Annotated in this window: 13 protein-coding genes; 11 read left to right on the top strand and 2 right to left on the bottom strand. The window is 35.7% G+C overall.

The genetic code is table 11. The features are described from left to right. The first annotated feature begins 74 nt into the window (after nucleotides 1-74). From IGK01_RS09670 to IGK01_RS09645, 6 genes are all read left to right on the top strand, one after another. Nucleotides 75-1,265 (top strand): phosphoglycerate kinase, encoded by a 1,191-nt coding sequence (locus IGK01_RS09670; protein WP_010734863.1) that lies wholly within the window; start codon nucleotides 75-77, stop codon nucleotides 1,263-1,265. A gap of 94 nt (nucleotides 1,266-1,359) precedes the next feature. Then, nucleotides 1,360-2,115, top strand: coding sequence for a triose-phosphate isomerase (gene tpiA / locus IGK01_RS09665; protein ID WP_438748374.1), 756 nt, complete (start codon nucleotides 1,360-1,362; stop codon nucleotides 2,113-2,115). A 116-nt stretch (nucleotides 2,116-2,231) separates the two neighbouring features. Beyond that, nucleotides 2,232-3,530 carry a phosphopyruvate hydratase gene (eno, locus tag IGK01_RS09660; protein ID WP_010734865.1) on the top strand — a complete coding sequence of 433 codons (1,299 nt, stop codon included), beginning with the start codon at nucleotides 2,232-2,234 and terminating at the stop codon, nucleotides 3,528-3,530. Nucleotides 3,531-4,333: 803 nt separating this feature from the next. Next, nucleotides 4,334-4,828: a hypothetical protein gene (locus IGK01_RS09655; protein ID WP_010734866.1), complete on the top strand. Its 495-nt coding sequence runs from the start codon at nucleotides 4,334-4,336 to the stop codon at nucleotides 4,826-4,828. Between the two features lie 543 nt (nucleotides 4,829-5,371). Then, a complete protein-coding gene (locus IGK01_RS09650; RefSeq protein WP_062804889.1) occupies nucleotides 5,372-6,835 on the top strand; it encodes a helix-turn-helix domain-containing protein in 1,464 nt (487 codons plus the stop codon). Nucleotides 6,836-7,042: 207 nt separating this feature from the next. Beyond that, complete coding sequence (locus IGK01_RS09645; protein ID WP_010734868.1) at nucleotides 7,043-8,110, top strand: WxL protein peptidoglycan domain-containing protein; 1,068 nt, start codon at nucleotides 7,043-7,045, stop codon at nucleotides 8,108-8,110. Nucleotides 8,111-8,156: 46 nt separating this feature from the next. On the opposite strand, the gene IGK01_RS09640 is transcribed toward IGK01_RS09645, so the two are convergent. Then, nucleotides 8,157-8,564: a hypothetical protein gene (locus IGK01_RS09640; protein ID WP_409173510.1), complete on the bottom strand. Its 408-nt coding sequence runs from the start codon at nucleotides 8,562-8,564 to the stop codon at nucleotides 8,157-8,159. Nucleotides 8,565-8,761: 197 nt separating this feature from the next. Then, complete coding sequence (locus IGK01_RS09635) at nucleotides 8,762-8,938, bottom strand: hypothetical protein (RefSeq protein WP_010734870.1); 177 nt, start codon at nucleotides 8,936-8,938, stop codon at nucleotides 8,762-8,764. Between the two features lie 263 nt (nucleotides 8,939-9,201). Here IGK01_RS09635 and IGK01_RS09630 point away from each other — a divergent pair, with 263 nt between their 5' ends. The 5 genes from IGK01_RS09630 (at nucleotide 9,202) to IGK01_RS09610 (ending at nucleotide 12,355) form a co-directional block, all read left to right on the top strand. Next, nucleotides 9,202-9,594: a hypothetical protein gene (locus IGK01_RS09630; protein WP_224434139.1), complete on the top strand. Its 393-nt coding sequence runs from the start codon at nucleotides 9,202-9,204 to the stop codon at nucleotides 9,592-9,594. 139 nt (nucleotides 9,595-9,733) lie between these two features. Further along, nucleotides 9,734-10,129 (top strand): hypothetical protein, encoded by a 396-nt coding sequence (locus tag IGK01_RS09625; RefSeq protein ID WP_010734872.1) that lies wholly within the window; start codon nucleotides 9,734-9,736, stop codon nucleotides 10,127-10,129. Next, on the top strand, nucleotides 10,129-11,718 hold the full coding sequence (locus tag IGK01_RS09620) for a cutinase family protein (protein WP_438840698.1): 1,590 nt from the start codon (nucleotides 10,129-10,131) through the stop codon (nucleotides 11,716-11,718). Before IGK01_RS09625 ends, IGK01_RS09620 begins: the two co-directional genes overlap by 1 nt. Nucleotides 11,719-11,731: 13 nt before the next feature. Next, the gene (locus IGK01_RS09615) at nucleotides 11,732-12,025 is read left to right on the top strand and encodes a hypothetical protein (protein ID WP_023520042.1); all 294 of its coding nucleotides are present in this window, start codon (nucleotides 11,732-11,734) and stop codon (nucleotides 12,023-12,025) included. Nucleotides 12,026-12,028: 3 nt separating this feature from the next. Continuing rightward, on the top strand, nucleotides 12,029-12,355 hold the full coding sequence (locus IGK01_RS09610) for a hypothetical protein (protein ID WP_438840697.1): 327 nt from the start codon (nucleotides 12,029-12,031) through the stop codon (nucleotides 12,353-12,355). Nucleotides 12,356-12,446 lie beyond the last annotated feature (91 nt).

Below are 12,446 nucleotides of genomic sequence, written 5' to 3'. Positions count from 1 at the left end.
TACACTTAAAAGCGGGGAAGCAATCGCGCTTCTCCGCTTTTTTTGATAAGATGTTTATTTTAGGAGGAAATCAAATGGCTAAGAAAACAGTCAAAGATATTGATTTAAAAGATAAAAAAGTCCTTGTCCGTGTTGACTTCAACGTTCCTTTGAAAGACGGCGTCATCACTGATGATACACGTATCAAAGCTGCGTTACCAACAATCAATTATGTGTTGGAGCAAGGCGGAAAAGCGATTCTTTTCTCTCACCTTGGACGTGTGAAAACAGAAGAAGACAAAGAAGGAAAATCTTTGGCACCAGTTGCAAAACGTTTAGGCGAATTGCTAGGTAAAGAAGTAACTTTCGTTCCTGAAACTCGTGGTTCAGAATTAGAAACAGCAATTGCTGACATGAAAGACGGAGACGTAGTTGTTTTTGAAAACACTCGTTTTGAAGACATCGACGGCAAAAAAGAAAGCAAAAATGATGCTGACCTAGGTAAATACTGGGCTTCTTTAGGCGATGTATTTGTCAATGATGCATTTGGTACGGCTCACCGTGCGCATGCTTCAAACGTAGGGATCGCTTCAACAGGTATCCCAACTGTTGCTGGATTCTTGATGGATAAAGAAATCAAGTTCATCGGCGAAGCAGTTGAAGAACCAAAACGTCCGATGATCGCGATCTTAGGTGGAGCGAAAGTTTCAGATAAAATCGGTGTCATCGAAAACTTGATTCCTAAAGCAGACAAAATCTTGATCGGCGGCGGAATGACTTACACATTCTACGAAGCAAAAGGCATCAAGATCGGTAACTCTTTAGTTGAAGCAGATAAAGTAGCTTTAGCAAAAGAATTGATCGAAAAAGCAGGCGACAAATTAGTTTTACCAATCGACAACGTTTGTGCCCCTGAATTTTCAAATGATGTAGAAACACAAGTCATCGAAGGAGATATTCCTGAAGGCTTGATGGCATTAGACATCGGTCCTGCTTCAGTTAAATTATTTGCTGATACATTACAAGGTGCGAAAACAGTTGTATGGAACGGACCAATGGGTGTATTCGAAATGAGTAACTTCGCTAAAGGTACGATCGGTGTTTGTGAAGCAATCGCTAACCTTGAAGATGCTACAACGATCATCGGTGGCGGTGACTCTGCAGCTGCTGCGGAACAATTAGGTTTTGCAGACAAATTCACTCACATCTCAACAGGTGGCGGTGCAAGCTTAGAGTTGCTTGAAGGGAAAGAATTACCTGGACTAGCTGCAATCAACGACAAATAAGCATAAAATCAACGAATAAATAAAATGGTGAGAGGACCATCTACAGATTGCTCAAATCTGTAGTCCTCTTACATTCTGAATAGGAGTGCATATCATGCGTAAACCAATTATCGCTGGTAACTGGAAAATGAACAAAACTGCATCTGAAGCAAAAACTTTTGCAGAAGCAGTAAAAAACAAGATCCCTTCAAATGATAAAGTAGATTCAGTGATTGGATCTCCTGCATTATTCTTACAAGAATTAATGGCTTCAGCTGAAGGTACAGAATTGAAAATCGCTGCACAAAACTCTTACTGGGAAAACTCAGGTGCATTCACTGGTGAAACATCACCAGCAGCTTTAGCTGATCTAGGTGTACAATATGTGATCATCGGTCACTCTGAGCGTCGTGAATACTTCCACGAAACTGACGAAGATATCAACAAAAAAGCGAAAGCAATCTTCGCAAACGGTATGATCCCAATTCTTTGCTGTGGTGAGTCATTAGAAACATATGAAGCAGGCAAAACTGCTGAGTGGATCGAAGGACAAATCACTGCTGGTCTTGAAGGCTTAACAGAAGGTCAAGTAAGTAATCTAGTTATTGCTTACGAACCAATCTGGGCAATCGGTACAGGTAAATCAGCAGATGCTGAAATCGCTGACGAAATCTGTGGCGTGGTACGTCAAACAGTTGAAAAACTTTACGGCAAAGAAGTATCAGAAGCAGTTCGTATCCAATACGGTGGTTCTGTAAAACCTGAGAACATTGCTGAGTATATGGCAAAAGAAAATGTGGATGGCGCATTAGTTGGCGGAGCTAGCTTAGAAGCGGATTCATTCTTAGCATTACTTGATGCAGTAAAATAATTATTGAAAATTTGTGAAAAATGCAAGAAATGTTTGCACAAAGACACAAAATTAACTAAAATCGTATATGAGGGAAATCCCTTAGGAAAAAACCAAACTCAAAGGAGAGACAAAACATGTCAATTATTACTGATGTTTACGCTCGCGAGATTCTAGACTCACGCGGTAACCCAACAATCGAAGTAGAAGTATACACAGAAAGCGGTGCTTTCGGCCGTGGAATGGTTCCTTCAGGTGCTTCAACTGGTGAATACGAAGCAGTTGAATTACGTGACGGAGACAAATCTCGTTATGGCGGTAAAGGTGTAATCAAAGCTGTTGACAACGTAAACAACATCATTGCTGAAGCAATCATTGGCTACGATGTACGTGACCAAATGGCTATCGACAAAGCAATGATCGCTTTAGACGGAACTCCTAACAAAGGTAAATTAGGTGCGAACGCTATTCTTGGTGTTTCAATCGCTGTTGCTCGTGCAGCTGCTGACTACCTAGAAGTACCTTTATACCACTACCTAGGCGGATTCAACACAAAAGTATTACCAACGCCAATGATGAACATCATCAACGGTGGATCACATGCGGATAACTCAATCGACTTCCAAGAATTCATGATCATGCCTGTTGGCGCGCCAACATTCAAAGAAGCACTACGTATGGGTGCGGAAGTATTCCATGCATTAGCTGCAATCTTGAAATCTCGTGGATTAGCAACTTCAGTTGGTGATGAAGGTGGATTCGCTCCTAACCTTGGTTCAAACGAAGAAGGTTTCGAAGTAATCATCGAAGCAATCGAAAAAGCTGGCTATGTTCCTGGTAAAGACGTTGTTCTTGCAATGGACGCTGCTTCTTCAGAATTCTACGACAAAGAAAAAGGTGTTTACGTATTAGCTGATTCAGGCGAAGGCGAAAAAACAACTGACGAAATGATCAAATTCTACGAAGAATTAGTATCTAAATACCCAATCATCTCTATTGAAGATGGATTAGACGAAAACGACTGGGATGGATTCAAGAAATTGACAGAAGTTCTAGGCGACAAAGTTCAATTAGTGGGTGACGACTTGTTCGTAACAAACACTGAAAAACTTGCTGAAGGTATCGAAAAAGGAATTGCTAACTCAATCCTTATCAAAGTTAACCAAATCGGTACTTTGACAGAAACTTTCGAAGCAATCGAAATGGCTAAAGAAGCTGGTTACACTGCAGTAGTTTCTCATCGTTCTGGTGAAACAGAAGATTCAACAATCTCTGATATCGCAGTTGCAACAAACGCTGGCCAAATCAAAACAGGTTCTCTATCACGTACTGACCGTGTTGCGAAATACAACCAATTATTACGTATCGAAGACCAACTTGGTGAAGTTGCAGAGTACAAAGGTTTGAAATCTTTCTACAACTTAAAAAACAAATAATTAAATGAATGTAAAAATGCCCTTCTTATGTCAATGACATGAGAGGGGTATTTTTTTAGGCAGATGATTAATCAGAAAAAATATTTTTAGTACTTACAGAAACGAATGATAAAAACAAATCATAGATTCTTATGAATATAAATAAAGATCATCATTCCTCATATTTTTATTAGGCACAAAATCGATTAATTAGCTTTATCCAAGCTGTTCTTAATTCATCGCGTCTTTATCATGGATGATGAAAACGAGACGATTGAGAACAAGAATGTACCTCCTATAAACTTGAAGATCGACAACTATGTGGACTTTCTTTTTATTATATAGTGTGTTATAGTCTATTGATTATCTAAACGACGAACGATTCCGAAGGATTTCTTCTTTATCATTTGCTTCTCTTACTTCCTCAAGCTAACCACCAACTCTTTTGACGTCATCACCATATGTTGCCATATAAACAAAACCCGCATAGTGTTCGGTTCCAATATAAATAAGTTGATTTTTGATGAATGTAAGAGAATAAGTTCTCATGGAAATTTTTTTGATAACCGGACACGGATTTGGTCGAAATATCACGCCTAAAAGGTCTAATAACTCTGATCAAAGGACAAATAGGGAGCTTTTATAGAGTTAAGGAGTGAGCCTAGTCCATCTTTCCGGATAAGTTTCTATCATGTAGCAAAGAACGTGGTGAAAGATTATCCTGTTTTTAAAAAAAGAGTTGAATGTTCGGATAAACCCTATGAGGGAATTTAATGTAAACTGATTTTGTGAAAAAAATATTAAATTCCGGAGGCTATCCAACAATGAAAAAAAAGGTATCCACAACAGTTATGCTATCAACTTTGTTGTTAGTAGGTAGTAACCCAAGCTTAGTAAACGCATCCGAGACAGTCAGTGAAAAACAAATACCGATTGAAGTCCAAGATGGAAAACTAGATATCACTTTCAATGAAGGAACAACAAACAAAGTCGATTTCAAATTATCTGATTTTGACTTAAACTCAGATATGCGTAAACAAACGAAGGTCTTGAAAGCAACTGCTACAGTAAATAATACAAAATCACAGGATGTTTTTGTGAATATTTTTGCAAAACTTGACCAATATGGAAATGGACTAGACATTCAACCTTCAAACCCACATCTTCAAGCACAACAGGTAATGCGAATGAGTTCGGTACAGATCGAAAAAGATTTCGATGTCATTTTAGATGCAAATGATTACGTATGGCGATCAAACAGAGATGATAGTGCCAAAATCATCTTGACAGCACAAGAAGTAAATAATCCTTGGGGATAATACTCCGGACTAAAAAATAGTTTTTTTCAGTTGTGAAAGGCTTGACAGATAAAAAGAGTTAAGTGTGCGAAGATTGACAGAATACGATGGATCATAATATAGAATACGTAGATCTATCCGTCTGTCCTATAGAATATTCAAAGAAGAAATGCTGATCCAATCAATGAAAACTACTCTTGTTGATTGCCTGATCAGTGTTCCTTCTTTTATTCTTTCGCGTAGTTGCAAGCTTCTACTGTCGCTGGTTGGTCCATCAGATTTATGAATCTAGTAATGCAAACAGAGAAAATTTTAATCAATAGAAATTTATTAGAAAAAGTGAAGGTGTTTAGATAATAATTCCGTAGAAAGACAAATATACATGATCAAAGCTTCACTACCTTAGTAATCAAGTCAAAATGTACAGGCAAGACCAATACAACAGCCATGCAAGTTGAACTAGGAGACATCGGTATAGTTCGCTGAAAATAAAAAATGAAACATTCTGACTAAATGAATTCTTCTTAGTATAGAATCCTCTAAAAATGAAGGTTGGTAGAAGAAATGGAATATATAATGGATACGTTTAGTAGCCGTTACTTAACAAAAAAACAAAACGAAATGTTGCAACTGTTTACGGTTCTAGTGACAGAAAAATATTTGTCATTGAATAAATTAAGTGAGCGGTTAAACTTAACGATGTATCAAACGAAAATATTACTGGTTGAACTCGAAGAAAACTTCGAACAATTGAATTTTACATTTTCATCTTTCTTTTTACTAGAAAAGGGGACGATTGGTTTAATTGAAGGTGTTAATCAGGAACTGTTGCTTCAAGTATTTGTTAATTTGAAAAAAAAGTTTTTTAATGAATCACCTTATTTTCAATTATTGCTCTATCTCTTGAAACACCGAAAAACTCGTGTAGTCGATATTTCCGAAAAGTTGATGTTTAGTAAGTCTTATAGTTATAAATTGATCAGCCGACTGAAAGATATCTTTCATTATCAAAAAATACCAATAACTATTAATAGTAATTTTGAATCAATTTCTTTGGAAGGCAATGAGATGTCTATCAGAACATATCATTACCTGGTACAAATCATGGCCTATAATGTTTTCGCAGATAGCCAAACAAGAGTGAATATTGACCTAGTAGGTGGACACTACGAGAGGTTGAAGACAACAAAAGCAAAGCATGACATTCTATTCTCAATACTTGAAAATGCTGTGTCACGTGGGTATATCATACAAGATTTGGACAAAACAGCGATAGAACTATTCGCTGATATGAAAGAACTATATGAAGAGGACTCGCTAACAAAGTTGATACCAACTCGAAACATGGAAGATAGAGAAAAAGAAGTTGCATTCTTTTATTTTTGTAGACAACTTCTCATCCCTGAAACGACAAGCAAGCAGGACAAGATAGTCTTAGGCAAAAAATTCAAAGAGCATAGACAGAACGAAATCGTTGATTTTTCTATGAATGTCGTCGAAACATTATCAGAAAAATATAAGATAAATTCCGATGTGGAACATGTGATTTTATATGAAAGTGTCATCAATAGTTGGGCATACAAAAATATTTATTTCGAGAATTTAAAAGGAGTGGCTAATCAAAATAGTCCCAATAGTAGAATCCATGAAGTGAAGCAGCTACTATTGGGAATAGTCAAAAACAGGAATTTTCAAGTTGGTGATAGACAAATATTTGCGAACAAGTTAGCACATATCCTTTCGTATTATTTGCCTATCCAAAACAATGAAAGAGTGACTATTGCTATATCGATGTTGCATCATCCGGAATATGTACCAGTTATCGAAAGTAAATTACTAACGATATTTAATAAAAAAATCATTCATTTCACTTCTGACTTTACTGATGCAGATATTTTGGTGTCTGATGGGATTGTGTATCACGAAGAGTCCCAAGATTTTGCTTTTTTTAGAGACATTCACAATAAGGATCATTGGGACAATTTAAACGCGATTGTCCAAGCAAGAATTATCTTAAAGTTAGAGTAATGAATTTAATAAATATAAATAATAAAAAAAATCTCTAAGGATACTTATTCTTTTCAATTTGATCAGGAAAAAGTGAAACATTCTGATGAATCAAAATACAAAGTATGATGATAGGATAACTACTGTTGTGAAAAAAGAGGAATAAGAATGATCAAGAAAAAATATAGAGATTTAAGATACTTGATAGGAAAATGAATAGGAGAAATAATGACAAAAAATAGCCAAGCCAAAGAATACAAGTTAGTTGACTTCTGTTCGCTTATTTTCGTTTTATTGATGGGATGTTTTTTTTACATACAACCAGTAGAGGCGTCCGAGGAAGATACTGCATCGATCCTAGTGGATGTGCAACCCAAAGAATATGAGATCAGAGATAGCTATCTGCAGTTTACTCCAGAACTTAATAAGAACTATGAGTTCACTGCTACGATTACAAATATAGGTGACAAGGACTTAGATGTTACTGTCTATCCATCGGTTGCTATATCAACGATGGGAAGTGTCACTTATGTTGAAAATACAGAAAACCTTTTAGATGAAAAGTATGACTTTAGTAAATACGTGAAGATAACTGATGCTAATGGCGAACTAGAAGACGGGAAAATCAAAGTTGAAGCGAAACAAAGTGAAACGATAGCAATTTTGATCAATGTGACTGAGGAACTTGATGGAGAAGTTTTAGGTGGGGTGAATTTCTCTCAGACATTAAGTGAAGAAAGTCATGAAGATGCTGTAGATATCGTTCATGTCTATGAGAAAGTAATCCTATTTCATCTCAAGATGGATGAAATAGAGGCTGAAAAAGAACAAACTTATGATGAGTTTGAGTTTGTGAGCTCACAGGATGCGATAAGGCTTGATTACTATATAGCCAACAATGATCCTGCAGTAACTTTTGCGGAAAGCGGCTCGTACAAAGTAATCAATCCAAACGGGGATATCATTTCTGAAGGAGAAATTGAAGAAAGCTCAATTGCATTGACTCCAATGACTAAAACAAAGCTAAATCTACCGTTAGTTAGTGATGCAGAATTGATGTTTGGGGAATATCAGTTTATCCTAACTGTTGATGGCAAAGAAAAAGTAACTAAATTTAATTATACAAAAGAAGAGCTGGAAGGGTTGATAGAGCAAACAGGTGGTTCAAACAAGATTATCGTCAATCAAGGAAGTAATATCTGGGTGATCGGTTTGTTGCTTGTTTTTTCTGCTCTGTTGATCATCACAAGTGTAATACTTTATCTTAAATATAAGAAAACGAGAATCGACAGCTAAGGCTTCGATTCTCGTTTTGCATTTCAGTCAGATGATTTTTGAAAAATTATGTGGTTTCTTTATTAGGTAAAAGTCCGAATGTATAAATGATTAACAATGTCAGGAAATACATTCCAGTACCAACAAAGCCAAAACACATATCAATAAGATCAGGTGTGTTTATGAATCCAAAGACAGTTTCACATAGTGCATTTACTACGAGTAAGAGTAAAGAAAAGATGACTACATAATTGAATTTTATCCCCATCAATAACCAAAAATATGGAATCAAACCTAAAATCAAACTAATTGAAAAGTTTGAGATATGAAGATAAAAATCAGGATAGATAGAGGTGAAAATCGTAACATTCCAATACTTTGATAAATACATGAATGAGCCAATAGCAATCACCACAAGATATAAAATAGAAGTCCATAACTTGGGTAAAAATTTAAAAGCGAGTTGGTTTTTCATGAAGGGTCACCTCCAAATGATGTTTGAGTAATGAATATAGTGAGTTTTATTATGTATACACTGGCTTTTTATTGTTAAAAAAAAGGTGGTCAACTTCATTATAGCCTATGTAATACATCAAACAGTAAAGGACACATCCATATCAATAAAGACAATACCAAGACATGTCTGGTATCGTCCATAAAACAAACAATGCTTTATTCTTTTTGATTTTCCAAAATAAACAGAGACTCTTCTGACTGCTCATAATACTTTGGGGTTAATTTTATATCCACGTGGGAGTTATTTTTTCGAACGATCGATAATAGCATCGGGCTAAAACCTAAAATTGCTAGAACAATAGAACCAACTACTAAGCTTGTTTTTCTTAACATAATTGCTCCCTCTGTAAAAAGGTTAGACGAAATAAGCATTTCTCTATGATCGTATAAGACTAAAACGAACCGTATACGACGTATATGCGCCTTATCCAGTAAATTTTAATTTAAATAGGCAAAAATTACGTATAGTAATAATGAACGAAGTAGATGAGTAAAGAGTAGTACAAATAGAAAATACTAGAAAGTATTGATGTGCTGACAGAACTTACACAAAAAGTATCCGAGAATTTGAAGAGTAAGGAATGAGGGATAATCATTTGGGAAAGAAAAAGTGGCTGATTCTAGTAAGTATAGGTGTATTATTAGTTCTTTTGATGACGATAGAAGTGAAGAAGATGAGCGAACCAACAGAAAGAGAGAAACAAATTGCTTTTTTGAAAGAGCATGAAAGTAAAATGACAGAATATATTAATCAATACAAAGGTGAAAAAGTAACAGAAATTAATTATGATTGGAATAATGTTAATCGAGTGGTTATCGGAAATAGTCTTCCTAGTGGGGCTGGCAAAAAAATTCAAATTTTTGGATTTGTAAACCATAATCCACATATGGATTTCAGACTGGATATAGAATTAAATCAAAATAATATGCCTGATATGTCAACTTTACATTATGGACAACAAATAAGTGATGAGGAACTTAACAGCTGATATAGAGAATCAAGATATATCCTGATTTTAGGCGAAGCTTTTATACAGGTTGTGGTCATAGCGAAAACCTTGGTCTAGTAAAAAAGAAATTAGCTAACTATGATTACTATAGTTGCAGCCACAGAAGGGAGAAGTTCTTGTGAGGAAAAAGGAAAAAATTATTGTAGTTAGTTTGACTATTGTCTTGGTACTTTTAGGCACGTTAGGAGTGAAAAAAATAATGGAACCGACAGAAAAAGAAAAACAAATCGCTTTTTTGAAAGAACATGAAGAAGAATTAACAAAGTACATTATAAAGAGAAATTCAAAAGCTAATATAAATATTGTCAAATATAATTGGGAATCGTTTAGGATAGAAGATAGTGGAGCGTTCACCAAAAAGATGTATATAGTTGATATTGAATTATATGGAATTGATAATAATGAAATAGATGCTGGAGCAATTCAAGTGTTACCAAATAATTTACAAAAACCTACTAAAATAGAAGAGATAGCAACAAATAATTTTGAAGAAGCATTGGAGGAATTTAAATAATGGCTAACTTAGGTAATTCATATAATGTTTATGCTAACTTAGCACAAAGTTCATACAATAATAGAAGAAACAATGCTGGAGTTACGTATAATTTTGTAAATGGCATGACAAAAAAAGAAAAGAGAGCTTTGGAAAAAGGTAAATCTATTCGTTTCAACTTCCCAAATGCAAAAGATGCTCATGGAAATGATTTAAGTACAGTCTACCTCCAACCCGACACCACCGTAAAAACAGTCAAGGAGTTAGGAAACAGCCGAGTGCCGAAAGTAAACGGAGGCTATGAAATACAGAGCTATGTAAAAAACACATATAAGCAAGGACTCTTGACGGATGAAAAAGCTGGATTCAATGCTTATTATGTGACGGATACGCCTAAGTTGTCGATAGAGACTAAGCATACTTATTTTGTTACTAGAGGCAGTGATGGTATTTCTTCAAGTAATTTGAATCTTAATGACTGGTGGCATAATAACCAGGCATTTACAACAAAAAATGCTTATATTCCGCAAGCAAAATTAGCAAATCAAGCCATGCACCAGAAGATAACGGAAATGACCACACAAGCACCTCATGCTACAATGTCTGTCACAGGTCATTCTCTGGGAACGATGGTGTCGATTCAGGCTGTGGCGAATCTCCCTGAAAAAGATATTGCTAAAATCGACAAAGTGGTTTTGTTTCAAGGACCTGATGCGCGTGAAAGTATCAATAAAATGTCTGAACAGGCACAAAAAAATATCCAGAAGTTGGAAGAGGATGGGAAAATCGATTATTACGTCAATGCTTTTGATATCGTTTCCATGTTGAATAGAAATAAGCCTGGAGTAGATGAAATCGGGAATGTTCGCTATTTACTACCGAAATCTTTTAACACGACGTTTGATATGGAAGATCAAAACGGCTCTAGCCATGACTTTGGACAGTTTCAAATAAATCCTGATGGCACACTTCAGGAAGCTAATTTAAAGGAACATGGCTACATTTTTGCTGCGGGGATCAAGGTTTCCCATTTGATCGATAAATATTTGAATCGTGTAGTAAAAGAAAAACCAGAAGGTGGGTTATCTTTTACAGAAGTCATAAAACTATTGTTATCTGGAGAGTATAAAGATTTTGAAAAAGAATACGCTACGATTATTGCGGAAGCAAAAGTTGCTAGTGAATGGAACGAGACGGTCAACGAATTACATAAAAGAATTTCTAATGCTTCAGGTTCTAAAAAAATCACTTTACAATCGAAGTTAGTTCAATCGATCATCCAAAAGGCGAAAAATATAGGCGAAGAGTACGAGATCATCTTTAAAAATGCCCGAAAAGAATTTGAAGATGAGATTACGGCAATATCAAAAGAAATATTGGCTGGTGCGGGAGCAATCAAAAACTATTTGACTTATTGGGAAGTACAAGAGATGGTTTCCCCATATGAAAAAAATAATTTATGGGACAGCGGACAAGCCTCATTAAATACGAATCAAGTGAAACAATATAAAGAGAAGCTGGAGGAATTTAGTAATAAACTGGCGGTAGTAGCAAATCATCTTACAGAGTATGACAGACAGGCAGGAAATATTTTGTTCAAAAACAAGTGAAAGGAGTTTATCCATGGAAGATAGAGAATTGCAAGAATTTCTAGAAAGACTTGGACAAGAACAAAAGGAACGGGAACGAGTAGCCATACAAGCGCTGATTCTGGCAAAGGAAAGTCGTATTGCTCAGGCCAAGTTAACTTCGATCGAATCCTTAAAAGAGATCTCAGAAGGAATGTATCAACAAACGAATAGTGTCTTACCATCTACTTTGAAAGGCGCTTTAGAAGGGGAAAGTGCCGTTGCAGCAGAACAGTATGTCAAACAAATGAAACAACCAACATTGCTCACACCTGTGAAAAGGGGATAAAGAATGGGGACAGTAGAGAAACAACGTAAACTACAAGATTTAGAGGAGCGATTTAATGAAAACAAACGTCAGATACACCGTCAACAAGAAGAAATCGATCATCAGTTAGTAAACTTTAGGAAAGAAACAGGTCAATTGGTACAAAAAATCATGTATTTGTCGAAGAATGATCATTGGGATAACCGACAATTCTATCATCAAATGGAGGCAATAGATCGTAACCTGATCCATACGGCTCAAAACTATGAACGACAATTAGAAGAAAAAGAGCAAGAATTAACAAGATCCTATCGAAAAGAGATGGAGCGAATTCACGAAACCAATTACTAGAAAAAAACAGTCACGATCTTTCACAAATCTCTCTTCCTTATAGAAAATAGACTCTCTGTTATAATACATGTAAGCAAATAAGATAATAGGG

The sequence above is a fragment of the Enterococcus sp. AZ080 genome (genome assembly GCF_051714945.1).
Classification (GTDB): Bacteria; Bacillota; Bacilli; order Lactobacillales; family Enterococcaceae; genus Enterococcus_B; species Enterococcus_B pernyi.
This window is presented reverse-complemented; position numbering and strand designations above follow the sequence as displayed.

Coding starts and splice junctions, on each gene's coding strand:
- tpiA (WP_438748374.1), top strand. CDS start 1,360: ATGCGTAAACCAATTATCGCTGGTAACTGGAAAATGAACAAAACTGCA.
- IGK01_RS09670 (WP_010734863.1), top strand. CDS start 75: ATGGCTAAGAAAACAGTCAAAGATATTGATTTAAAAGATAAAAAAGTC.
- IGK01_RS09655 (WP_010734866.1), top strand. CDS start 4,334: ATGAAAAAAAAGGTATCCACAACAGTTATGCTATCAACTTTGTTGTTA.
- IGK01_RS09640 (WP_409173510.1), bottom strand. CDS start 8,564: ATGAAAAACCAACTCGCTTTTAAATTTTTACCCAAGTTATGGACTTCT.
- IGK01_RS09645 (WP_010734868.1), top strand. CDS start 7,043: ATGACAAAAAATAGCCAAGCCAAAGAATACAAGTTAGTTGACTTCTGT.
- IGK01_RS09610 (WP_438840697.1), top strand. CDS start 12,029: ATGGGGACAGTAGAGAAACAACGTAAACTACAAGATTTAGAGGAGCGA.
- IGK01_RS09615 (WP_023520042.1), top strand. CDS start 11,732: ATGGAAGATAGAGAATTGCAAGAATTTCTAGAAAGACTTGGACAAGAA.
- IGK01_RS09650 (WP_062804889.1), top strand. CDS start 5,372: ATGGAATATATAATGGATACGTTTAGTAGCCGTTACTTAACAAAAAAA.
- IGK01_RS09635 (WP_010734870.1), bottom strand. CDS start 8,938: ATGTTAAGAAAAACAAGCTTAGTAGTTGGTTCTATTGTTCTAGCAATT.
- eno (WP_010734865.1), top strand. CDS start 2,232: ATGTCAATTATTACTGATGTTTACGCTCGCGAGATTCTAGACTCACGC.
- IGK01_RS09620 (WP_438840698.1), top strand. CDS start 10,129: ATGGCTAACTTAGGTAATTCATATAATGTTTATGCTAACTTAGCACAA.